This is a genomic window from Citrobacter sp. Res13-Sevr-PEB04-36 (assembly GCF_015672735.1).
Lineage (GTDB): Bacteria > Pseudomonadota > Gammaproteobacteria > Enterobacterales > Enterobacteriaceae > Citrobacter.
This window is the reverse complement of sequence record NZ_JADABY010000083.1, coordinates 44,892-67,650: the sequence shown is the minus strand read 5'-3', so window position 1 is coordinate 67,650 and position 22,759 is coordinate 44,892. Positions and strand designations below refer to the sequence as shown.

At 52.3% G+C, this 22,759-nt stretch carries 20 protein-coding genes; all 20 read right to left on the bottom strand.

What is annotated here, in order from left to right; all coding sequences use genetic code 11:
* Positions 1-6 precede the first annotated feature (6 nt).
* The 20 genes from IMQ48_RS22880 to wcaA all read right to left on the bottom strand — a co-directional run bounded on the left by IMQ48_RS22880 (position 7) and on the right by wcaA (position 22,626).
* Positions 7-1,197, bottom strand: a complete 1,191-nt coding sequence (locus IMQ48_RS22880) for a UDP-N-acetylglucosamine 4,6-dehydratase (RefSeq protein ID WP_196210794.1) — start codon at positions 1,195-1,197, stop codon at positions 7-9.
* A 441-nt stretch (positions 1,198-1,638) separates the two neighbouring features.
* Positions 1,639-2,532, bottom strand: coding sequence for a GalU regulator GalF (galF, locus tag IMQ48_RS22875; RefSeq protein WP_196210793.1), 894 nt, complete (start codon positions 2,530-2,532; stop codon positions 1,639-1,641).
* Positions 2,533-2,758: 226 nt separating this feature from the next.
* Entirely contained in the window at positions 2,759-3,754 is a 996-nt protein-coding gene (locus IMQ48_RS22870; protein ID WP_196210792.1) for an SDR family oxidoreductase, read from the bottom strand.
* A gap of 114 nt (positions 3,755-3,868) precedes the next feature.
* Positions 3,869-5,305 carry a colanic acid biosynthesis protein WcaM gene (wcaM, locus tag IMQ48_RS22865; RefSeq protein ID WP_196210791.1) on the bottom strand — a complete coding sequence of 479 codons (1,437 nt, stop codon included), beginning with the start codon at positions 5,303-5,305 and terminating at the stop codon, positions 3,869-3,871.
* An 11-nt stretch (positions 5,306-5,316) separates the two neighbouring features.
* Complete coding sequence (gene wcaL / locus IMQ48_RS22860) at positions 5,317-6,537, bottom strand: colanic acid biosynthesis glycosyltransferase WcaL (RefSeq protein WP_196210790.1); 1,221 nt, start codon at positions 6,535-6,537, stop codon at positions 5,317-5,319.
* Positions 6,534-7,814 (bottom strand): colanic acid biosynthesis pyruvyl transferase WcaK, encoded by a 1,281-nt coding sequence (gene wcaK, locus IMQ48_RS22855; RefSeq protein WP_196210807.1) that lies wholly within the window; start codon positions 7,812-7,814, stop codon positions 6,534-6,536. The genes wcaL and wcaK overlap by 4 nt, the downstream gene beginning before the upstream one ends.
* Before the next feature lie 58 nt (positions 7,815-7,872).
* Positions 7,873-9,351: a colanic acid undecaprenyl disphosphate flippase WzxC gene (gene wzxC / locus IMQ48_RS22850; RefSeq protein ID WP_196210789.1), complete on the bottom strand. Its 1,479-nt coding sequence runs from the start codon at positions 9,349-9,351 to the stop codon at positions 7,873-7,875.
* A 2-nt stretch (positions 9,352-9,353) separates the two neighbouring features.
* On the bottom strand, positions 9,354-10,748 hold the full coding sequence (gene wcaJ, locus IMQ48_RS22845; RefSeq protein ID WP_196210788.1) for an undecaprenyl-phosphate glucose phosphotransferase: 1,395 nt from the start codon (positions 10,746-10,748) through the stop codon (positions 9,354-9,356).
* A 54-nt stretch (positions 10,749-10,802) separates the two neighbouring features.
* Entirely contained in the window at positions 10,803-12,173 is a 1,371-nt protein-coding gene (gene cpsG, locus IMQ48_RS22840) for a colanic acid biosynthesis phosphomannomutase CpsG (protein WP_196210787.1), read from the bottom strand.
* Between the two features lie 141 nt (positions 12,174-12,314).
* Positions 12,315-13,751 carry a mannose-1-phosphate guanyltransferase gene (gene cpsB / locus IMQ48_RS22835; RefSeq protein ID WP_196210786.1) on the bottom strand — a complete coding sequence of 479 codons (1,437 nt, stop codon included), beginning with the start codon at positions 13,749-13,751 and terminating at the stop codon, positions 12,315-12,317.
* A gap of 3 nt (positions 13,752-13,754) precedes the next feature.
* Positions 13,755-14,978 (bottom strand): colanic acid biosynthesis fucosyltransferase WcaI, encoded by a 1,224-nt coding sequence (wcaI, locus tag IMQ48_RS22830; RefSeq protein ID WP_196210785.1) that lies wholly within the window; start codon positions 14,976-14,978, stop codon positions 13,755-13,757.
* Positions 14,975-15,454, bottom strand: a complete 480-nt coding sequence (locus tag IMQ48_RS22825) for a GDP-mannose mannosyl hydrolase (RefSeq protein ID WP_196210784.1) — start codon at positions 15,452-15,454, stop codon at positions 14,975-14,977. The genes wcaI and IMQ48_RS22825 overlap by 4 nt, the downstream gene beginning before the upstream one ends.
* Positions 15,455-15,456: 2 nt before the next feature.
* The gene (locus tag IMQ48_RS22820; RefSeq protein ID WP_196210783.1) at positions 15,457-16,422 is read right to left on the bottom strand and encodes a GDP-L-fucose synthase; all 966 of its coding nucleotides are present in this window, start codon (positions 16,420-16,422) and stop codon (positions 15,457-15,459) included.
* A 2-nt stretch (positions 16,423-16,424) separates the two neighbouring features.
* Positions 16,425-17,546, bottom strand: coding sequence for a GDP-mannose 4,6-dehydratase (gmd, locus tag IMQ48_RS22815; protein ID WP_196210782.1), 1,122 nt, complete (start codon positions 17,544-17,546; stop codon positions 16,425-16,427).
* Between the two features lie 24 nt (positions 17,547-17,570).
* Positions 17,571-18,125: a colanic acid biosynthesis acetyltransferase WcaF gene (gene wcaF, locus IMQ48_RS22810; RefSeq protein ID WP_196210781.1), complete on the bottom strand. Its 555-nt coding sequence runs from the start codon at positions 18,123-18,125 to the stop codon at positions 17,571-17,573.
* 9 nt (positions 18,126-18,134) lie between these two features.
* Complete coding sequence (gene wcaE / locus IMQ48_RS22805) at positions 18,135-18,881, bottom strand: colanic acid biosynthesis glycosyltransferase WcaE (protein ID WP_196210780.1); 747 nt, start codon at positions 18,879-18,881, stop codon at positions 18,135-18,137.
* Positions 18,882-18,886: 5 nt separating this feature from the next.
* Positions 18,887-20,104: a colanic acid polymerase WcaD gene (gene wcaD, locus IMQ48_RS22800; RefSeq protein ID WP_196210779.1), complete on the bottom strand. Its 1,218-nt coding sequence runs from the start codon at positions 20,102-20,104 to the stop codon at positions 18,887-18,889.
* On the bottom strand, positions 20,079-21,296 hold the full coding sequence (gene wcaC, locus IMQ48_RS22795) for a colanic acid biosynthesis glycosyltransferase WcaC (RefSeq protein ID WP_196210778.1): 1,218 nt from the start codon (positions 21,294-21,296) through the stop codon (positions 20,079-20,081). The genes wcaD and wcaC overlap by 26 nt, the downstream gene beginning before the upstream one ends.
* Complete coding sequence (gene wcaB / locus IMQ48_RS22790; protein ID WP_196210777.1) at positions 21,293-21,781, bottom strand: colanic acid biosynthesis acetyltransferase WcaB; 489 nt, start codon at positions 21,779-21,781, stop codon at positions 21,293-21,295. The genes wcaC and wcaB overlap by 4 nt, the downstream gene beginning before the upstream one ends.
* A 2-nt stretch (positions 21,782-21,783) precedes the next feature.
* Positions 21,784-22,626, bottom strand: coding sequence for a colanic acid biosynthesis glycosyltransferase WcaA (gene wcaA, locus IMQ48_RS22785; protein ID WP_196210776.1), 843 nt, complete (start codon positions 22,624-22,626; stop codon positions 21,784-21,786).
* Positions 22,627-22,759: the final 133 nt, after the last annotated feature.

Below are 22,759 nucleotides of genomic sequence, written 5' to 3'. Positions count from 1 at the left end.
CCTTGCTTACATTTTACTGTCGAGATATTTACCGGTTTCTTTATGCCCAAAGTCTGGGATCATTTCAAAAAACAGCTTAACAATATCTTCTTTAGACCATTCAAGCGATGTTTTCATTGCCTGAATTTTCTCTTCAAAATTCGCTAAAAGCACCGGATCATAAAGAGCTTCATTCTTGATAATTCCGAGATTAATGAAGCGCTCCATATCAAGGGTTTCTTTATCAGTGAAAAACTCTTCAAAATCTTTTTCACCCGTAGTGTCACTGGAAGTAAACAAGCAAGGCCATTTGCCCTGAGCAGGTAACGTTTTAGCCAGTTCACGTGCTTCGTCTTCCGTTTCGCACAAATGCGGCTCAAATCCACGTTGATTGAGATAGAGAACAGCAATATCAGCAAACGAGATAAGATGAAGAGCTTCACTCAATTTCGGGAAAAAAATGTCACGATTATCGCCAAAGATGCACGACATCAGACATAGCTCACCCGATTCTTGCGGCGTGACAAAATAGCGTTTGATGTCACTAGGCGCCACCAGCGGTTGTTGCTTTTGGAGACGCTGGTTAAATCCGTGCAGAAGAGAACCATCTGAAAACGCGACATTTGCGAAGCGCGCCGTTGAGATATTGATCTCTTTACTCTTACGCATCAGGAACATTTCCATGATGCGTTTGGATGCTCCCATCATATTTACCGGATTGGCAGCTTTATCCGTTGACACACAGAAGAATTTTTTCACTCCGGAGGCAATAGACTGTTCAATTGTTTTATCTGTATTGAGAATATTCACTTCAATCATGCGCATAAGCGTAAACGGATCTTTCTCGCTACGAACATGCTTGAGGGCTGAAAGATTTAACACGTAATCATACTTACCGTCAGCCTTTATAAAGGCATCATATTCAACAGAACCAATATCAAGCGCGAAAGTCCGGAAGTCGCCATCGATATAACCGAAAGAGCTACGGATATCACGAACCAGCTCCACCATGTTATTTTCACTAATATCAACAACGTGAAGTTTTTGCGGATTACGCTTAAAAATTTCTTTTGTTACAGCCTGTCCAATTGAACCAGCGCCGCCTAATACAAGAAATCGTGATGAAGAGACAATTTCCTTTAATTCCTTTTCTTTTGCAGAAACATCATCACCAAACAATGTCTTATTGCGTCCAATTAGCTGAAGGATATTATCCATTTTTTAGCCCTGGTTGATTATTTGTTATTACTTAAACCATTTCAATCAGAATAAATCTAGACATGAAGTAGTTTATCCATTTTGTTGATGATGATTTGAGAAAATAAGATATAAATCAACCCAAAATCATCTTTTGTTAGATAGAACAGCACGCTACCGCCCCTGGCTTAACAGCTACCAGTGCACTGCGTGCGTTTTAAAGATGTGCATGAGCTCGCTACTCGGGCTGAACTCTCTTAAACTCAAACGCTAATTGTCTTACCAAATGCTGTCAGAAACAAGGATAAATACAAAAAGCATGACTAAAATTGATTTACCAACTCGTTGTTATTACTGAATTTATGAAAAAAAGACAGGAACATTCTGAACACATACCTAAGTGCAAAAAATGCCCACTGCCGTTATTACTTTATTACCTATCTACAAAAAGTTGACTATACCTTACTCATTAAGCAACTTCTCAATACCCTTGCGGAACTTCGCCCCTTCCTTCAGGTTGCGCAGCCCGTACTTCACAAACGCCTGCATATAACCCATTTTCTTACCACAATCGTAGCTATCACCGGTCATAAGCATGGCGTCAACAGACTGTTTTTTCGCCAGTTCTGCAATAGCATCAGTGAGCTGGATACGCCCCCATGCTCCCGGTGCTGTTTTTTCGAGTTCAGCCCAAATATCAGCAGACAGTACATAGCGACCTACCGCCATCAGATCGGAATCGAGCGTTTGTGGTTGATCGGGTTTTTCAATGAACTCAACGATGCGGCTAACTTTACCTTCGTTATCTAACACTTCTTTGGTTTGAATAACCGAGTACTCGGAAAGATCGCCTTCCATGCGCTTAGCTAACACCTGGCTGCGCCCGGTTTCATTAAAACGCGCCACCATCGCAGCCAAGTTGTAGCGTAGCGGATCAGCACTCGCGGTATCCAGAACGACGTCTGGTAATACCACGACAAATGGGTTGTCTCCAACAATCGGGCGAGCGCAAAGAATTGAATGACCCAGGCCCAGCAATTGCGCCTGACGCACGTTCATGATCGTTACGCCTGGAGGACAGATAGACTGTACTTCAGCTAACAACTGGCGCTTTACGCGTTGCTCGAGAAGTGACTCCAGCTCATAAGAGGTATCGAAGTGGTTCTCCACGGCATTTTTGGAAGCATGAGTTACCAGAACGATTTCTTTGATCCCAGCAGCTACAACCTCGTCGACAATGTATTGAATCATTGGCTTGTCAACGATCGGCAACATCTCCTTAGGGATTGCCTTTGTGGCCGGCAACATATGCATCCCAAGGCCCGCTACCGGGATAACTGCTTTCAAATTTGTCATTCTCTCTCCTACCTCTGAACGGCTGATAAAGTATAGACTTTAGCCGCATGTTAGCCAGCATCGCTGACTCTCTGCTCAACACAACTCATGACGTTGAGATAAACTGTCTGCAAACACTACACTTCATCCATGCCCGGGTTAACTCAGATTTCTCGGAAACTCATGATTGTTGCAATTTTTGGCACAGTTTCCGAAACATCATAGCTAAGGCTCCTGGCAACAAATATCACTCAGAGACAAACGTAATGTCATCTTTCTTATCATGCAGAAATTCGTATTTTAAAGTGCGATCCAGTCCCTGAGACAATGTGTGAGGAGCAACAAAACCTGATGAATGGACCTTAGTTGCATCAAACTGTGTTGTGGCACAGAACTTCTTCACGCGCACAGAGCTAACTGCATATTTTTTACCCGTCACTTTGCCCAAAATATCAAAGCAATAACCGCCTAACATTCCTAAAGCGTAAGGTAAGTGTGCTGAGGGAATTTTTTTACTTAAGCTCTGTTCAACTTCGGTAACCAGTTGATTCATATTGAGATCGGGTTTATCCACGTAATTATAAACCTCGTAACCAGCTGTCACATTCTTCAGTTTATACTTGATAAACTCAACAATATTACCCACATAAGCCATTGATTTATAATTCGTACCAGCTCCAACCATCATAAACTTACCGCCAGCAATCTGCTTCAGTAGATTATAAACGTTGCCACGATTGCGTTCGCCAAAGATAACGGTCGGGCGGATAATCGTTAGCGAGCGTTCCTCTGGCGCTTTTTCATGCCATTCACGAAGAACTTCTTCTGCTTGCCACTTGCTTTTGCCGTAGTGATTGAATGGGTCGTGCGGATGTTTTTCATCGGGGTTGGTTTTGTTCAAGCCATAGACGGCTACAGAACTGGTGAAAATGATGTTGTTGACACCATTTTTCTCCATTGCAGCTAAAACGTTGCGAGTACCCTGAACATTAACGTCATAGTAAAGAGAAGTGGGGCTAACATCATCACGGTGCTCAGCAGCTAGCAAAACAACGGTGTCATAGCCAAACAGCGCCTGGTCCAGAGCTTGTTGATCGCGAACATCACCAATTTGTGTGATGTGCGGATAAAAATGGCTCTGCTGTTTATCCAGATTTTTGATATCAAAATCAGCAACAGTTGTTTCAAGGAGTCGGGTACCGACGAATCCGGAAGCACCGATGAGCAAAACTTTATCGTTCATAAATCACTTAGTCTGTTCGTAGCAAAAGAAACATATGATAAAGATGAGCATCTTCCCTGAGTAGTCTACGCTGCCCAGCCCCAGCTTTAACAGTAATCTGCTGATTATAATCTTTTAACGAATGATATCCAGTAAGATTATGGTGGGGGTTTTCCTTATTCCCTCCTGCCCCGGCAGTCGAAAATTCACCGCCTCGACATTTACCACCTTATGATTCACCCTGTCGATATCAGCCGAGCTTTGCCCGGCTTCGTTCACTGCATGGACGTTGGCCAGCGACAGTAGCGTGTCCTGTTTAGCCATAAACTTGCCGCGCACATCCTTGCGTAGATCAAAGTGCATTTTCAGCGCAGGTCCAACGGCGGAATTTTGCATCACCTTGATATTGCGCAAAAAAAGATGTTGCGGCTGATTGTGCAGTTCCAGTGTCGCCTGCGTCATCTCCACATTGGTGATGGCGACAAACGACGTTGCATTTCCTGATGATATTTGAATGCCGCGTAATGTAGAATCGAGCGCACTGTTATCCAGATGAATATTATTCAGCTTAAAGTTTTGCGGAATAGATAAATAACGTCCTTTGATGACGCCGTAACCAATTAACATGCCTGCACTCTGTTTCATATTGATATTATCAATCATGAAATTGTCACAGCCATAAATAGCAATCGTGGCATTATCAATTCCCGCTTTCTTGCTGAAATCCGGGGTGATATTGCGAGCCTTAACGTTACGAATGATAAAGTGTTTGCCGTTCTCAACATGGACCAATTGGCGACAATCAGAGCCGGTGATATTCGCCACCACAAAGTTTTTCACCGCCTGCGCATCCGGGTAGTTATTGTCATAAGTACTGCCCGCCAGCCCGATTCCAATGCCCCAGTTCACGTTACCATTGGTGCAGTTAATACGCTCAATGACATGATCCGAGATCAGTATGTCGCGGTCGTTTATCGCCACATTCCACTCAATGGCATCGCCCTGCAAATCACTAAATCGGCTGTTAGTGATCCGTACACCGTCCATCTGGTTATGGAATCCCTGGCGCAGGATGCCATAGTTCGCGTGGCTGACGGTGATATCGTCAATAATCAGATTCCGCATCTGCCGCGGGGTCTTGCCGCCGATGTAAATTTGCGTCACCGGGCCGAAGCCGCTCATGGCAATCCCTTTGATGACGCAGTCTGACCCCCGCACGTCGAGGGTAATATTGTGCAAACTCCCACTGCCCTCCCCTGTTACCTGCCCCCCATCCTGCAGGACAAACCGGCCGCGCCCCTTGCCGCTCACATGTCCAGATACGTGTAACGTTTTGCCCGGTGGGATAAATACGCCGGTATTGATGTTTTCACAGACCACACCCGCAGGGACCACGACGGTTTGCCCTTCAGCAAAGGCCTGGCGGAAAGAGGCCACCCAATCATTTGGGTTATAATCCTGAATATTGACGCTGCGCGCGGCTTCCAGCGCCCTTACAGCGGGAGAATGGAGTACGACAAGCGCAGAGCCTACCGTAATAAAAGTACGTCGGGAGAGTTTTTTCTCTGGCATACAACCTCGGTTTACAGCGCGTGCAGCAGGCTGACTAACTGCTTATTGATGACGGATTGATTGAATTCCGCAGCGATTTTTTCACGTGCTTGCAGCACAATCGGCCTGAGTCCTTCACCATCAAGTTGGCTGAACGCCGCCAGCCTTTTGGCTAGCGCCTGCGCATCGTTTTCAGGCGCCAGCCAGCCGGATTTACCGGACTCCACCAACTCAGGAATACCGCTGTGCACGGTAGAAACTACCGGGATCCCCACCGCCATCGCTTCCATCAATGCCACCGGGATCCCCTCCATGTCGCCATCCGTCCCGGTGATGGAAGGCAACAGAAACACATCCGCCTGTTCTAACATCGCTTTCACCTGATGACTGGGCTTAAAGCCGGACATCTCAATCACATCATCGAGTTGATACTGCTCAATCAGCGTGCGCAGTCTCCGCTCCCAAGGACCAATCCCCAGAATGCGATACCGAAACGCCACGCCCTGCGCTTTTAGCTGACGACAGGCTTCGATAGCCACATGCAGCCCTTTTTTCTCGGTAAGTCGCGCAACCGAGAGAATTTCCAGCGTTTCGCCAGGCGTTTTCATCTCGCGGGGGGTAAAACGTGTCATATCAATACCCATACGCGATACGGCAATCTTTTCCGGTGGGCAGCCCATATTTTTTAACCGTCCGGCCCACAGATGGCTGATGGGCAGCATCAGATCACCGCGCTGAAACAGCGTTTGATACTCCGGGGTATAGCGGGCGAGCACCTCCCGGTGTGAAATATCGATACCATGAAACACCGTGGCGATTTTGCTGCTTATCACACCCAGTTCACGCAACTTCGCTGCCGTCACGCCAGCTGGTCCAAAGTGGGCAATAAACACGTCGGCATGAAACGTTGTACGGGTTAACCCGCAAATGGCCGCCAGAATCAGGTTGCGCGCCTCAATGCCATAGCGAGAGATATTCAGCGCTTTCCAGGTCGCTGCACGGGTGATGCCCTGCAACGCCGCCATACCCCGGTATTGCAGCTTGGCCCGCTTGCCTTGCGGCTCGTCGAGCAGCCAGTGCGTTTTGTCTGCCAGTCGATAGGCCTCATAGGCGGCATGTGTGTTCTCAAGATCGCCCTTGTGCAACGCCACAATTTCGACGTCGTAACCCATGTCGATAAACGCAGTTATCTGATTCAGCACAAAAGTCTCGGATGAGAGCGGGAATTTAAGCAGGAAAAAGCCAACCTTCATTTTTGCTCCTCAATACGCGCCAGTACCGATTGCACCATGCGCATGCCGTGTTCGCGCTCACGCTGCACAGCCTCTTTCAGCCGTATACTGAGTGCAGGCAACTGCCCGAGCACGTCGGCCACCTGCGTTTGCAGACTGCCGTCCAACAGATGGCTGATATCAATCGCCATTTCCGGCAGCCCCAGCTGTTGCATAATCCCCGCTGATTTATGCTCGTAGTTGATGGCAATCGCCGGAGTGTCAAAGTTCATTGAAATAATGGCGGAGTGCAGACGGGTGCCTACGGTTAACTCGCACGCGCCGAGAATTTTCCCCATTTCGAGGTCGTTCAGTTCGTCCATCACCACGTGATACCGGGCCGGATCGTTAACGTGCTGGCGCAGGTTCAGCGCCACCATGCGGTCATCTTTGTTGTAACTGTCGATGCCGGTACAGGTTGACAGCGCTATCACCTGGTAACCTTCGTCGAGGATCCGGTTCACCACCCCGGCAAACGCCTGCTCATAGTCCTGCTGCGTGGTCCCCAGACGTTTATCAAACGGCGCCAGCTCCCGCAGGGTGATGGCGACAGTTTTTTGCTGTGACACCGTGTGTAGCCAGTGCCGGACGGCATAGCTAGGTTCAAAATCGTCCTGATGATTATCAACCAGCCAGGCGGTATCGACGCCGTGCTCCACTTTCCTGGTAGTGATTTCGCTACGTTTCATCAGTTCCAGACTGACGGACTCGCGCAGAATCAGGGCATTACAGTGGCCAAAGACGTAATTCGCCAGTTGGTTAAACTGCGCATCCTGGAATGGGCCGACGCTGTGACCGATCAGATACAGCGGCTTTTTCGCCATAAAAGTACACAAGGCATGTTCAAACTGCGGCACGCCGTACAAATCGACAAAAAACGATCCGCCCACCTGGATGATGGCGTCATAGCGCGACAGCAGACGGACAAAATCGGTAAACCCCTGAGCAATAGCGATATTGCGCAGGTTGCCAGAATCGGTCACACGCGAGAGCAAAATCTGATGCTGATAACGCCGACGCAGGACTTTCTTCACCCGCCCCACGACGCCGGCGGCATTATTGTGCTGCTTCATCTGAGAGTACAGCGGATCGCCCATCACCGGGCGGTTGAGTAGCCAGGAAGAGCTCACCGGATAACGGCTCATTACATCCACTTCCGTCTGCGGTTGCAGCGTGTTAATGGCATCCAGCAAACCTCGCAGAATGGCGCTATCGCCACGGTTTCCGCAGGTATGGTTGCCGAGAATTAATACTTTCATCATGACCTCTTTCAATCATTGGCGGCTGTCGCCTTATCTGGCCTACAACAAACCCAATTCAACCTGCGCGGAGCAAGGTTTTCATTTTCTCACTGCGGCAAAACGGGCGTTTGACCTCCACCACCAGCGGGTGGCGCGACAGCACAATCGTCACCACAAATGCCAGTACACCCGCTGCTATCTGCAGACCCAGCAGCAGGCTTAACGCCAGTTGGCCTTGCAGCACAATACCCAGCAGGTAGCTGACAATCAGCGTCGGTAAGGAGAGATAAAACGGCAGCCACAGGCTGAGCATGTACTGCCGGTAACTGGCACCCAGCACCGGTTTAATCATCACGAAGTAGCTGAGAATGGTGTTGACCACTTGCACCAACAAAAAGCCCAGCGTCACGCCCATCGCGCCTGCCAGATGTCCGCCAACGAGAATGGCCGGAATAAACAGACAGGTTTTGAAGACATTGAATTTGAAGCTGATATCAACGCGGGCTTTTGCCATCAGCAGCGAACCTATCGGATTACCGACAGAACGCAGCAGCCCAACGACGCACAGCAATTGCAGGATGGGGACGATGGCGCGCCATTTCTCACCGAACACCAGCGGCACCAGATTGTTCGCCACGACCATCAGGCCCAGCAGCGCCGGGAAGTTGATAATGCCAACCACCGACAGGAGCTTGTAGAAGTTCACCCGCAGTTTTTCGCTGTCGTCCTGAATTTTGGCAAACGCCGGAAACAGCACGCGGGTGATAATCGGGTTCAACTTGATGGGCGGGACCACTGCCACATTCCAGGCCAGATTAAACCCGCCCGCCACGCCTGCGCCCAGCGTTCGGGCCAATACCAGCGTGGAAAGATTGGTGTTGATATAATTGATGATGCTGTCCGCCGTCAGCCAGGCGCCAAAGCGCAGGTTCGACGTCACCGATGCGAGCGAAAAATGCAGCCCGGGGCGGTAAATCTGGCGACCAAAATAGCCAAACAGCAGCGTACGCAGCGCACAGTTCACCAAATACCCCAGAATGGCGGTCATCGCCAGAGGCCAGAAATGGGCGCTAACCACGGTAAAGGTAAACCCGGCCAGCACCGCGCTGGTTTCAATCAGGCCAATTTTGTTGAACGCCATGTCCTTTTGCATCAGCGCACGAAATTGCTGCCCGTGCGGGATCAGCACAAACGCCAGCGACAGCGTTTTAATCAGCGGTGCCAGGTCGGGGTTATTCAGGACATCGGCAATCGACTCACTGAGCAGGAACATCGCCAGGCACACCACCATCCCCAGGCCGACGTTCAGCCAGTACAGGGTGGTAAGTTCGAGATAGCCGATCTCTTTACGCTGGATAATGGAGTTGGCAATGCCGAAGTCGGAGAGCGTATCGGCCAGCGCGATAATCACTAGCGACACGGTCAGCAGACCAAACTGATGAGCGTCAATGATGCGCGCCAGCACGGTCATCTGAATCAGCCCAAGGCCAATGATGAAAACCGTGGCAATCGCCGACCACTTGGCACCGTTAAGGGTTTTTTCTCGTAGACTCATGTTTAATACGCCGCTTTGTTAACAAAACCCTTAAACACCGTCAGAAAAACAATCTTGATATCGAACCACACGCTCCATTCGCGAATATATTCGAGGTCAAATTCCACCCGTTTTTCCATTTTCTCCAGCGTGTCGGTTTCCCCGCGCCAGCCGTTGATTTGCGCCCAGCCGGTAATGCCCGGTTTCACCTTGTGGCGCAGCATGTAGCCTTCGATAAGCGTGCGGTATTGCTCGTTGTGCGCCACCGCGTGCGGGCGCGGCCCGACAATCGACATGCCACCGGTCAGCACGTTAATAAACTGCGGCAGCTCATCCAGCGAGGTGCGGCGCAGGAAGTTGCCCACAGGAGTAACACGCGGATCGTTTTGCGTTGCCTGGGTAACTACCGCGTCGTTTTCCATCACCTTCATCGAACGAAACTTCCACACTTTGATCGGCTTGCCGTCCATGCCATAGCGGGTCTGGCGGAAAATAACCGGTCCTTTTGAGGTGAGCTTCACCGTCAGCGCAATGCCGCACAGCACCGGAGAAATCAGTAGCAGGATCAGCGAGGCCAGCACAATATCTTCCGCGCGTTTCAGCAGGCGATTAATGCCCGACAGCGGCGTGTCATACAGCGGCACCACCGGCACGCCGTTCATCTCTTCAATGCGTGAATGCAGGATGTTAAAAGTAAAGACGTCAGGGATCAGGATCACCGAACAGGTGGTGTCGGCCAGGTCGCGTACCAGTTTTTTCACACTGGTGCCGTCGTTCATCGACATGGCAATATAGACGTTGTGAATGCGGGCAGCTTTAGCGTCATCCACCAGCTGTTGCAGATTTCCGGCCCAGTCGCGGGAGTTTTTGCCTGGGGCGGGATCGTGATAGACGCCCGCCACTTCAAAGCCCAGCCACGGTTCATGGCGAAAGCTGTCCAGCAGCAGCTGTCCGGCGGGGAGATCGCCCGCTACCGCCACCCGACGGGTGTTATATCCACGATTGCGTAGCCATCCCGCACCGTAGCGAATAAACGCCCGACACAGCAGCAGACCGACGCTGGACAGCAAATACCACGCCAGCCAGACGGCGAGTCGGTTATCAAAGTCGTTGTTAAAAGCAATTAATCCTGCGCTGAAGATCAGGCTCAGCGTCCAGTTTTGCAGCAGCAGCACCAGCTCGGTAGAAATTTTGACGCCACGCCAGGAACGGTAAAAATCGGTGATCCCCCCCAGCATCTGAAAAACTACCAGCGTTACCAGCGCCACCAGCAGGTGCATGTACAGGAAGGGCAAGCCGCTCAGTTCACAGACCAGCCACAGCCCGCCAAACATGATGGTGATATCTGAAAAGCGTTGCACCATTGAGATTAACGACGCATTGGTTTTCGCGCGTTGGCGCTTTTTTAGATGTGTCATCGTAGTTCCTGTTAGTCACCCCTTGCCCACTGTCGGGCAAGGGAAGCACCGGCATTACTGATTCAGCAACGCCAGAAGAGTGCGCGTTCGCGCTTCCATCAACGGAATGTCTCCGCGCGATTCCACGTTCAGGCGCACCACCGGTTCGGTATTGGAGGAACGTAAATTGAAGCGCCAGTCGACAAACGACATGCTGATGCCATCGGTTCTGTCCACCGCCAGCGCCTCGCCGGAGAAATGCTGCTCAACCCGGTCAATCGCCACCTTCGGTTCTGCCAGGGTGCTATTGATTTCCCCGCTCGCCGGATACGCCGCCATGCGGTCGCGAACCAGTTCGCCCAACGTCTGTCCCTTCAGGCACAGCAGTTCGGCCACCAGCAGCCACGGGATCATTCCGCTGTCGCAGTAGGCAAAATCACGAAAATAGTGATGAGCGCTCATCTCACCGCCGTAAATGGCATCTTCATGCCGCATTCGTTCTTTAATGAAGGCATGCCCGGTTTTCGACATCACCGGCTTACCGCCCGCCGCCGTCACCACATCGACCGTGTTCCACGACAGCCGCGGGTCATGGATGATTTTCGACCCCGGATGCTTCTCCAGAAACGCCTCCGCCAGCAGGCCGACAATGTAGTAGCCCTCAATAAACTGGCCGTTCTCATCGAACAGAAAGCAGCGGTCAAAATCACCGTCAAAGGCAATTCCCATATCCGCACTGTGTTCAATCACCGCGTTACGGGTATCTGCCCGGCATTCCGGCAGCAGCGGGTTGGGAATACCGTTCGGGAAGGTGCCGTCAGGCGTGTTGTGGATCGTTATCAATTCAACCGGGGCACCAAGCGTCTTGAAACGGGCTGCAATGGCGTCCAGCACCGGGCCCGCCGCGCCGTTACCGGCGTTCAGCACCAGCTTCATCGGCTTAAGGTTTTTGGTGTCGATGTAGCTGAGCAGATGGTCAATGTAGGCCGCACGCGGATTGATTACGGTGTAACGACCACGTCGGGACGCATCCACAGGTGGGAAGTCGTTGGCTTCCGCCAGGCGTTGGATCTCGCGCAGACCGCTATCACCGCTAATGGGCCGTGCGCCCTCACGAACCAGCTTCATGCCGTTGTAATCCAGCGGATTATGGCTGGCGGTGACTTCAATCCCGCCGTCCAGGCCGAGGTGGAAGGTGGCGAAGTAAATTTCTTCGGTGCCCGACATGCCGATGTCCAGCACGTCTACGCCCGCATCCTGCAGCCCTTTTGCCAGCGCCATCTTCAATGTGTCGCTGGTCAGGCGGACATCACCGCCCAGCACCATGGTTTTTGGTTGCAAAAATTCACCACAAGCGCGACCAATTCGCCACGCAATCTCTTCATTCAACTCTTCGCCCAGCCTGCCGCGAATGTCGTAGGCTTTGAAACAGGTTAATGTCGTCATGATTTCCCCTTCTTCAGGCAACAGGAGGCCCTGACCGGAATATGGTCAAAATAGATAATTGTTGTTGATTGCCCGGTGGCGCTGCGCTTAGCGGGCCTACGGGTTAGTAGGCTGAGCACCGTCCGGCAAGATATTCAATGCCTACACCCGCCCGTAGCGATCCGCAAACCGCACTACATCGTCCTCTTCGAGGTAAGATCCCGAACGCACTTCAATCAGATCCAGCGGGATTTTTCCGGGGTTCTCCAGACAGTGCGTCGCCCCCAGAGGGATATAGACAGATTCGTTTTCACCGAGCAGTTTGATGTCATCATCAATCGTCACCTTCGCCGTCCCAGCCACCACCACCCAATGCTCAGCGCGGTGATGGTGCATCTGCACCGACAGTCCCTCGCCCGGTTTTACGGTAATGCGTTTAACCTGGTAACGTTCTCCGGCGTCGATGGAGTCATACTTGCCCCACGGGCGGTACACTTCGCGGTGAATATGGTGCTCATGGCGTCCGTCAGCTTTAATTTGCTCCACCACTTTTTTCACATCCTGGACCGCGTTGCGATCGGCTATCAGCACCGCGTCTTTGGTCTGCACCACCACCAGATCTTTCACCCCTACGGTGGTCACCAGTCCAGACTCCGCGTACACGTAGCTGTTTTCGGTTTTGTGGCTGATCACATCGCCGTGATGCACGTTTCCTTCAGCGGTATGGGCGCTTATCTCCCACAGCGAAGACCACGATCCCACGTCGCTCCAGCCCGCATCCATTGGCATCACCACCGCGTCCGCGGTATGTTCCATTACCGCATAGTCCACCGACTCTTCCGGGCAGGCGAGAAACGCTTCTTCATCGACGCGGATAAAATCGAGATCGGGATCGACCGTGCTCATCGCCTTTTCGCAGGCGCTCAGAATATCGGGGCGGAACCTTCTCAGCTCTTCCAGATAGCTCCCGGCACGGAACAGAAACATACCGCTATTCCAGTAATAGTCACCGCTTGCCACGTAGGCTGCAGCAGTGTCCTGATCCGGTTTTTCCACAAACTGCGCCACCGCAAAGGCAAGCGCATCGGTAGTTGCGGGGCAAACGTCACCGCGACGAATATAGCCGTAGCCGGTCTGCGCCGAGTCCGGCACGATACCAAATGTCACCAGCTTGCCCGCTTCGGCATACGGCATCGCATTGCGAACCGCCTCGCGAAACGCCTCTTCGTCGGTAATCACGTGATCCGCCGCCAGCACCAGCATCAGCGGGTCAGCGTCCGGACTGTGACGTTTTGCCGCCAGCGCGGCCAGTGCAATCGCCGGGGCGGTATTACGCCCGGCGGGTTCCAGAATGATATTTTCGGTCAACCTGTTGAGTTGCCTAAGTTGTTCAGCAACGATAAAGCGATGCTGCTCGTTGCAAATGACCACCGGGCTTTCGCACTCCACGCCTTTCAGACGGCATATCGTGGTTTGCAGCATGGTGAGTTCGCCCTTCAGACACAGGAACTGCTTGGGATACAGGACGCGGGACAGCGGCCACAACCGGCTACCGGAGCCACCGGCCATCACCACCGGAAAGAGTGTGCGTTGACGCATGAGTTATCCCCGTATATCTGCAATAAATTGGCTAAGCACGCGGTCTTTTTCCAGCGTGCGTTCGGCATAGTCACGTGCCACCGTGTTGATTTCAGGCATGATTAGCGCCTGGGTAATTCCGGCCACCAGCGCGCTCACCGACTCCGGCTCCACGCATACCGCAATACCCGGATGGTCCTCGCAGAGCTGGCCCAGTTCGGTATCAGGCGCGGCGGTGATCACCGCATTGCCGCCCACGGCAAGAATATTGGTCAGCTTGGAGGGCAGTACTGCATCCGCCGCACCACGCTTTTGCACCACTAAATGACAGTCGGCCATCTTCAGCAGCGCAGGCAGTGCGTCATAAGATTGCAGGGGGAAAAATGTTACGTTTTCCAGGCCGCGCTCGCGGACCCTGTTTTCCAGTCGCGCCTTGCCGCCGCCCTGCCCGACAATCACAAACAGCCAGGGCTGAGCACTAAGCTCGTCGGCGGCATCAATCACGCTCTCCAGTCCCTGCTTTTCACCGATGTTGCCCGAGTAAAGAATGATTTTTTTTCCTTCAGGCACACCGAGTTTTTGCCGCAGCGCCCAGGCATCATCCCCGGTCACGTCGCGAAATCGCGCTACTTCTGACCAGTTAGGAAAGAAGATAACTTTGTCCTCAGCGACCCCTTTTTCCTGCGCTTTATTCATCATCGAACGCGAGATGGTTGAGACATAGTCGACGTTATGCAGGCCGCTGCGTTCAAACGCGCTGGCCAATGTGGCCACTTTGCCGCCCCTGCTGTTCCCGGCCATCCCGAGGCCGAGCATGGCGTCAACTTCATAATCCTGAATGTGCAGCAGCGTGCGCGCCCCGGAGAGTTTCGCCAGCAGGCGCATTCCCGGCGTGCAAAACAGCGTCGGCACCACGCCGATAATGCGATCGGGCTTCCAGCGTCGCTGCGCCATCAGCGGGAAAAAACTGCTTACAGCAAAACTGCCTAAATGCAGCAGACGTTTTAGCGTTGAAGGTTGCTTTGGCACATACAGCGGACAGCGCCAGACGGTGGCATCACCGTCTTCCCGACGATAGCGCCAGGCGGAATAACGACCGTTTACTTTCCACTGCGGGTAGTAAGGCGGCGCGGTGATCACCCGTACTTCATGCCCTGCTTGCGCCATCCACTCCACCATTTCGCCGGTGTATTTGCCGATTCCGGTCAGTTCCGGCGAATAATTAATGCCATACACCAGAATTTTCATAAGCCCGGCACTCCGGCCTGACGCTCCGGCACAAAGTACGCCCGGCTGTTGTCGTGAACGTTATCGCTGGCCAGCAACGCCTGCGGCGTCAGCCAGCGGTAGTCGTCATGCTGGGCATCGGGCAGACGCAGGTCTGCCTCGCTCACCTTCAGGCGAAAACCGAGCACCACATAATGGGTAGTGAAATCGGTACCCGAAAAATTATCGTCATAGAAGTGCTGCCAGACGCCGTAAAACTCCGCGGAAGACAGCGGCAAACGTAACCCCAGTTCCGCCAGCGTCAGGCGCTCAAACGCGCTCTCAAGCGGTTCATCCTTCTGCACCCGTCCACCTGGCACAAACCAAACGCCCTGGGCGGGACGGTTGAGGCGTTGGCCTAACAGGTATTCACCGCGCGCATTTTCCACCAGCAAATCAATGGAAATCAGCGGCGCGCAGCGCACGACCGTGGCAAAATCTTCCTGACGTAAAAACATATTTACCCCCGGTATCGCTGCTGATTTTCAAGGAACCACTGATACGTGCTGGCAAGCCCGTCCTCCAGCGACACCTCGTGGTACCAACCCAACTGGTGTAAACGCGTAACATCCAGCAATTTGCGCGGCGTGCCGTCGGGTTTGCTGGCGTCAAACACCACGCGGCCTTTGTAGCCCACGACCTTCGCAACCGTCTGCGCCAGCTCGCGAATGGTGCAGTCCACACCGGTTCCCACGTTGATGTGCGACAGCATCGGTTGGGTATGTTCCTGCCAGACCTCACGGTCCAGTTCCATCACGTGAATGCTGGCGGCAGCCATGTCATCCACATGCAGGAACTCGCGCATTGGCGTGCCGCTCCCCCACACCACCACATCCGGCGCATTTTGTGCGCAGGCTTCATGAAAGCGGCGCAGCAACGCCGGGATCACGTGCGAGTTGCTTGGGTGAAAGTTATCCTGCGGCCCGTACAGATTGGTGGGCATCACCGAGCGGTAATCGCGACCGTACTGACGGTTATACGACTCGCACAGTTTGATCCCGGCGATTTTGGCAATCGCGTAGGGTTCGTTAGTGGCCTCCAGCGTTCCCTGCAACAGTTCGCTTTCGCGCATCGGCTGGTTAGCCCGCTTCGGGTAAATACAGGATGAACCGAGAAACAGCAGCGTGTTCACGTTGTGACAGTGCGCCGCGTGAATGATGTTGCTCTCAATCATCATATTTTCGTAAATAAAATCAGCGGGGTAAGTATTGTTTGCCACAATCCCCCCCACCTTCGCCGCCGCCAGGTACACCTGGTCGATACGCTCGGTGGCAAAAAAATGCTGCACCGCACGGGCATCCAGCAGATTGAGCTCGTCACGGGTACGCAGCACCAGCTCCACGTTGTCGCGCGCGGCCAGCAGCCTGACGATGGCGGACCCCACCATCCCGCGATGGCCCGCCACAAAAATACGTTGTTTCATCATCCTCAGTACTCCAGCGCGATGGCGACCTCATAGCCGTGAGATTTCAGCAGAGAATGTTTCTTCGCCGCTTCCAGATCGTTGGCAACCATTTCGCTGATCATCTGGCTCAGGGTTATTTCCGGCTTCCAGCCCAGCTTGTCGTGCGCTTTCGCCGGGTCACCGAGCAGCGTTTCGACTTCTGCCGGACGGAAATAACGCGGATCGACCGCAATCATCACGTCACCCGGCTTCACGCCCGGCGCATCGTGTCCGGTCACCGACACAACAATGCCTTTCTCCTCTACGCCCTGCCCTTCAAAGCGCAATTTAATGCCCAGCTGCGCGGCCGCCATTTCGACAAACTGGCGCACGGAGTACTGCACGCCGGTGGCAATAACAAAATCTTCCGGCTGCTCCTGCTGCAGCATCATCCACTGCATGCGCACGTAATCTTTGGCGTGGCCCCAGTCACGCAGGGAATCCATGTTGCCGAGATACAGGCATGACTCCAGCCCCTGTGCAATGTTGGCAATCGCCCGGGTAATTTTGCGGGTAACGAACGTTTCGCCCCGGCGCGGAGACTCATGGTTAAACAGAATGCCGTTGCAGGCGAACATGCCGTAGGATTCCCGGTAATTGACGGTTATCCAGTAGGCGTACAGTTTGGCGACCGCATACGGAGAACGCGGGTAGAACGGCGTGGTCTCTTTCTGCGGCGTTTCCTGTACCAGGCCGTATAGTTCAGACGTGGAGGCCTGATAGAAGCGGGTTTTCTTTTCCAGACCGAGGAAGCGGATCGCCTCCAGCAGGCGCAGCGTACCAATCGCATCGACGTCCGCGGTGTATTCAGGGGATTCAAACGAGACTGCCACGTGGCTCATCGCCCCGAGGTTATAGACTTCATCCGGCTGAACTTCCTGTAAAATACGGGTCAGGTTGGAGGTATCCGTCAGATCGCCATAGTGCAGATGAAATTTTGGATTACCCGAGTGCGGATCCTGATAAATATGGTCCACTCGTTCGGTGTTAAACGACGACGCACGACGTTTAATCCCATGAACTTCATACCCTTTTTCCAACAGAAGTTCTGCCAGGTAAGAACCATCCTGCCCGGTTACGCCAGTAATGAGAGCGACTTTTGACATGTTTATACCTCTTAAATGATCCCCTCAGGGAGTAACTTTCTCAACGCGTTCGCGCGTCACGACCGCAGGATTTCCCCGACAAACGGCATTGGCGGGCAGCGATTTAAAAACGCTGCTTCGCGCCCCAACGACGGTGCCAGCCCCAATCGTCACGCCAGGTGCGACAAATACATCTGTCGCCAGCCAGCATTTCTCGCCAATCACAATCGGCGTGGCATTAATATCAAAGTGCGGGCTGGCATAATCATGGCTACCGGTACATAAATAACTTTTTTGCGATATAACAGCATTGGCGCCAATCGTAATCGTGCCCAGCGTATATAACACCACGTCATCACCCACCCATGCGTAATCCCCGAGGGTTAATTTCCACGGATAGGTTATTTTTACTGAAGGTCGAATAACGACATTTTTTCCTATTTTCGCGCCGAATAAACGGAGTAAAAATGCGCGCCAGCGGTACATCACCTGCGGCGACAAACGAAATAATGTTGCCTGTACCGCCCACCATAATTGCACTTTAATCGCACCGCCTCCGCGAAAACCCTTCGGCATCGTGAAGCCTTTTAAATCCTGCATATTTGCCCCTTACATTTTTCCATATAAGGTTTTAGTCTTACCGGTGGTGCGTAAGCGCAAACGCCAGGACAGTTCAGCCCAAAAACCTGGCATATGTAATATCTGACGCTGGACCTTTTTTGCATCCCGACATAACTCAAGATTATTTGTCGTCGATACGCCGCCCATAGAAAACTCAGACACCAGCCCGCTTAATTTTTTAAAGGCATAACCGGATTTATATAATTGGGCGGCCAGCGCATAATCAGACGATACGTTATATTGCAGATCGTAGTGCCAGGTGTGCAGTCCGCTGACCGGGAAAAATATTGCCTGATGACTGGCCGGTAGGCTGTGATAGATATACCACCCGGGCTTGGCACGACGCTTTATTTTATGACCATCGCCAAAATCCAGTAACGCATCGCCAATCACCATCGCCTTATCGCTTTGCGTTTTGAGTTGGCGGATAAATGACGCAGCATCCGCATGCAGAATATCCCCGGAATTCAGAAACAGTGCGAACCGCCCTCGCGCCAGAGCAATACCTTTGTTCATCGCATCATAAATACCGTTGTCCGGTTCGCTGACAAACCGTAACCGGTGCTCACCGTTGAGATTTTCCAGAAACGCCTGCGTACCGTCAGCGGAACCGCCATCAATGACAATCCATTCAAAGCTGATGTCGCCCGCCTGCGCCAGATGGGCCAACGATGCGTGGGTTTTGACGATCCCCTGCAGATTACGAAAGGCGACGGTGATAATAGTGAGCAGCATAGGAATTACCTCGCGATATTTAGCGCCTTGCGCAAAATAAACGGACAAACAATTAAAAACGCATATTCCGGGCTAAATACTGAACCGGTAAAAAACAGCGACAGCGGCGTAAAAAGATAAAGCTGCACCTGATAATTCGGATTATCGCCAAACGCATTTAACATCATTTTCAGAACCTTTCCCATGTACCACACCGCTAATATCACAGCGAACCATGAGAAATAAATAATCAGCAGATACAAACCATTGTCTATTGTTTTTCCGACATCTGCACCGTTAAAGATTCCGAATGACGCTACATATTCATAAAGTGAGCCAAATCTGACTACGCCATCAATATTGAGTAATGAATAACCGACCATCACCAGCGGGCCCACAATACGGTAATACGATGATGACCCTTCCGTACCTAAATCACCAAGTCGTGCAGCAATGTAGGGGAAAGCAAATATTACGCCAACCATAAACACGCTCAGTGTGATTATTGCCAGCGGTAATTTCTTTTTTATCGCTTCTTTGTTCAGATACTGAAATGCCCACTCCAGCAGATAAAATAAAATAAAGGTCATTACCCCTGAAAACGATCCTGATAATATTACCCCTGCCAGAATCATAGCATCGGCCTTAGGCGTTTTGATACCAAACTGTTTGATGCTGAGCCAAATTGAGATTAATGCCAGAGCAAAGAATGCCGGTTCGAAATAAAGGGCTGTAGTTCGTTTACCACCAAACTTAATAAAGTTCAGAACATAACTGTTGCTGTAAATAAGATATTTCGAAATTGCTTCCATTAAACTGCTGCCACCGGTGAGAATAATCTGCGCCATCTCAACCGCAGCCAGCCCCACCACCAGCCCCACCACCAGCCAGAAAAAACGTAAAATCTTACGGTGGTTATGCGGGGAGACGGTTTTAAAGCGAATACTCCAGACCATGCCAATAATGATCACCGTATAGACAAACAGCATGGTGGAAGTCACATATTTGCTGGCGTCCAGCGACTGACCAAACAGGTAATTAAAGGCAGTCAGCCCGCCGCCAATCCCCAGCGCAATCAGCAGTTTTTTGATATTGATACGTTCAACAAACAGCAACAACAGCAGCGGCAAAAACGTGACCACGGTGACCGGAAAACTTTCCCCCAACTGCACAAGCTTGACATTGACCAGCAGGTACAGCAGCGGTAGCAACAAGTAGCTACAGATTCTGATAGAACGAGACATAGTCCTCCAGCATCTGTTGGCCGCTGTAGGCGCTGCGGCTGCGCTGGCGAAAGGCCGCCAGCGAGGTACCGAATACCGCCTGCGCGATCGCCGTTTTATTGCACTGCACCAGCCGCAGAACATCCTGTTCACTGAAGGTTTTGCCCCCCGATTTCGCCAGCACTTCCTGCGCCGCCTCGCTGTGCGTGGCAATCACCGGCACACCAATAGAAAGCGCTTCGCATAAAATCAGCGGGTAGTTATCCACCCGCGAGCTGAACACCAGCCCATCCATCTGGTTAAGCGCACTCATCAGCGTGCGCTTGTCGGTTTCAAATCCGTGATTCACCACGTTCGCGCCGCTAAATGGTGAGAATTTGCCGAAGGTATGCAGCTCTATTTTGTCGCCCAGCGCCATCATCTGTTTCACCAACCGCAAGTTGGTTTTGCCGTCATAGCGCAGGTCGTGAGCCACGATGGCGATTTTCGGCCGACTGTGGAGCTCATCGTTCAGCGGCAAGTCACTGAGAATGGCTTCGGTCGCGACATCGATCCCGTTGTTGATAATGGCGCAGCGCCCCGCACCGTACAGGCTATTAAACGCGTCAGCCACATGCTGACTGGGCGAGATAAACTGACAACCCAGCGCCAGCATGGCGCGAAACATCTGACGTTTTCCGGGCAGTTGTTGATGCGCTTTATCAACCTTAACCGGCGGATAATTACTCAGCGTTGGGCATTGCTGACAGCCGGTTTTCCAGCCTTCGCAGCCGTCAGTAAACGCGCAGCGCCCGGTCACGCTCCAGTGATCGTGCAGCGTCCAGACAAAAGAGATATCCGGTTTATGCGCCTGCACCTTTTGGCAAAACGTCACCACCTCTTCCAGATTCAGCCAGTAGCTGTGCAACACGTGAAAATGCAGCACCAGCGGGCCTGTAGTCCGGGTGACGGTGCGATACAGATTGTCGAGATTGCCAAACAGGTCGCGGTTCGTGAAGCGAAACAGCGCAATATTCATTGCGGATGTCAGGCGCGGCGTATGCTTGAACACCTGCGGATAATGATGGTGGCTGACGCTTTTCTTACCGCCTTTGCCGTAGCCATAGATGAAGCGTGACGACAGCCCTTGCTCCAGCGCCCGCAGGTGTAAATCCAGCGCCACCCCTGCCGCGCCGCCTTCTGCCAGTCGGACATTAAATTGCAGGATATTCATTTTACGTCCTTTACTCGCGCTTTCTCACCCACCACCAGCGTATTGTCCGGCACGCTGTCCACAACAACGCTGCCAGCACCAATCGTCACGTTATGACCAATGACGACATCGCCCAACAAGGTGACATTGGCACCCAGCTCAACGTCGTTGCCGATCGTCGGACAGGCCAGATCGTTTGCGCCGAGGTTGCCGATGGTCACGCCATGGCGCAGGGTAAAGTCGTCCCCGGCAACTACGTGTTTGTTGATCACCACACCATAGCCATGGTGGATGGTAAAACGACGGCCTATGGTTGCAGCCGCCTGAATTTCATAGCCAAACAGACACTCAGTGATTAGGCGATACATCACCAGCACCGGTGCGGCCCACAGGTTATTCAGCACATTTTTTTTACGCCAGACGGAGCAAAAATGGGCGACCCGGTAGGCCATCACCATGCAGCACGGGCGCAGGCTCCAGCTATTAGCGCGGATATCTTCCAGCATATTTATCGCCCTCGCAGACTGTCAGCCAGACGTTTACTGTTACGCAGCGACAACAGGGTCAGCAGCGTGCGCCAGTTCATGCGTTTGTTGCGGATCTGATACAACGTAAACAGCTGATATTTTTTGCTGGCACGGTCAAATTTGCCTTTGTGCTTGCGGTAAAACTGGAAGTAACCGGAGAATTTCTTCGGTGATGAGGTGATGCGCATCTCGCCGTGATTCACATGCAGGATCTGCGTGGCTTCATTAACTTTCCATGGCTCGCCATAGGCCACCACCATGCGCAGAAAAATGTCATAATCCTGCGCCGCTTTCAGCGAGGTGTCGAACAGACAGGCTTTGAACCGCCACGCCCAGGTAAAGACCTGATTGCCAATAATGTTGCGCTTGTAGAACTTGCGCCGTGAGTACACCGACTTGGGATACAGCGGCAGACTGGCGGGCTGGGAATAGACTTCACCTTCACAGACATAATCATTGGCATACAGAAACGCCCGAGTGACCAGCTGATGGCGATCTTTAAGGAACACGCTCAGGCGATTCGGCGTCCACTCGTCATCATCATCAATACCGGTAATGTATTGCCCGCGGGCCTGCATAATGGCCTGATTGCGCACAGCACACGCCCCGGAATTAAAGGCATTATGGGTATAGGTGACGCGCGGATCGTTCAGATCTTCAACATACTGCTGTAATTGTTCATACGCAGAGGAACAGTCATCCACGATGATCATCTCCCAGTGCGGATAGTCCTGGCGCAGCACCGATTTAATCGCCCGGATCGCCAGTTGCTGACGATTCCAGGTCGGCATATAAATTGAAATAAGCGGGTTTTCTGTGGTCATTTTCGTTTCCCGAATATCCCCGTCATACTTCAAGTTGCATGTGCGTTGGCTTTCCTGCAACTCGAATTATTTAGGGTATAAATATGTTTTTGTAGGCCGGATAAGGCGCTTACGCCGCATCCGGCAGGGTTGG

What these genes read in the sequence shown, in the direction of transcription:
- IMQ48_RS22880 (WP_196210794.1), bottom strand. Translation starts at nt 1,197, where the DNA reads ATGGATAATATCCTTCAGCTAATTGGACGCAATAAGACATTGTTTGGT.
- galF (WP_196210793.1), bottom strand. Translation starts at nt 2,532, where the DNA reads ATGACAAATTTGAAAGCAGTTATCCCGGTAGCGGGCCTTGGGATGCAT.
- IMQ48_RS22870 (WP_196210792.1), bottom strand. Translation starts at nt 3,754, where the DNA reads ATGAACGATAAAGTTTTGCTCATCGGTGCTTCCGGATTCGTCGGTACC.
- wcaM (WP_196210791.1), bottom strand. Translation starts at nt 5,305, where the DNA reads ATGCCAGAGAAAAAACTCTCCCGACGTACTTTTATTACGGTAGGCTCT.
- wcaL (WP_196210790.1), bottom strand. Translation starts at nt 6,537, where the DNA reads ATGAAGGTTGGCTTTTTCCTGCTTAAATTCCCGCTCTCATCCGAGACT.
- wcaK (WP_196210807.1), bottom strand. Translation starts at nt 7,814, where the DNA reads ATGAAAGTATTAATTCTCGGCAACCATACCTGCGGAAACCGTGGCGAT.
- wzxC (WP_196210789.1), bottom strand. Translation starts at nt 9,351, where the DNA reads ATGAGTCTACGAGAAAAAACCCTTAACGGTGCCAAGTGGTCGGCGATT.
- wcaJ (WP_196210788.1), bottom strand. Translation starts at nt 10,748, where the DNA reads ATGACACATCTAAAAAAGCGCCAACGCGCGAAAACCAATGCGTCGTTA.
- cpsG (WP_196210787.1), bottom strand. Translation starts at nt 12,173, where the DNA reads ATGACGACATTAACCTGTTTCAAAGCCTACGACATTCGCGGCAGGCTG.
- cpsB (WP_196210786.1), bottom strand. Translation starts at nt 13,751, where the DNA reads ATGCGTCAACGCACACTCTTTCCGGTGGTGATGGCCGGTGGCTCCGGT.
- wcaI (WP_196210785.1), bottom strand. Translation starts at nt 14,978, where the DNA reads ATGAAAATTCTGGTGTATGGCATTAATTATTCGCCGGAACTGACCGGA.
- IMQ48_RS22825 (WP_196210784.1), bottom strand. Translation starts at nt 15,454, where the DNA reads ATGTTTTTACGTCAGGAAGATTTTGCCACGGTCGTGCGCTGCGCGCCG.
- IMQ48_RS22820 (WP_196210783.1), bottom strand. Translation starts at nt 16,422, where the DNA reads ATGATGAAACAACGTATTTTTGTGGCGGGCCATCGCGGGATGGTGGGG.
- gmd (WP_196210782.1), bottom strand. Translation starts at nt 17,546, where the DNA reads ATGTCAAAAGTCGCTCTCATTACTGGCGTAACCGGGCAGGATGGTTCT.
- wcaF (WP_196210781.1), bottom strand. Translation starts at nt 18,125, where the DNA reads ATGCAGGATTTAAAAGGCTTCACGATGCCGAAGGGTTTTCGCGGAGGC.
- wcaE (WP_196210780.1), bottom strand. Translation starts at nt 18,881, where the DNA reads ATGCTGCTCACTATTATCACCGTCGCCTTTCGTAATCTGCAGGGGATC.
- wcaD (WP_196210779.1), bottom strand. Translation starts at nt 20,104, where the DNA reads ATGTCTCGTTCTATCAGAATCTGTAGCTACTTGTTGCTACCGCTGCTG.
- wcaC (WP_196210778.1), bottom strand. Translation starts at nt 21,296, where the DNA reads ATGAATATCCTGCAATTTAATGTCCGACTGGCAGAAGGCGGCGCGGCA.
- wcaB (WP_196210777.1), bottom strand. Translation starts at nt 21,781, where the DNA reads ATGCTGGAAGATATCCGCGCTAATAGCTGGAGCCTGCGCCCGTGCTGC.
- wcaA (WP_196210776.1), bottom strand. Translation starts at nt 22,626, where the DNA reads ATGACCACAGAAAACCCGCTTATTTCAATTTATATGCCGACCTGGAAT.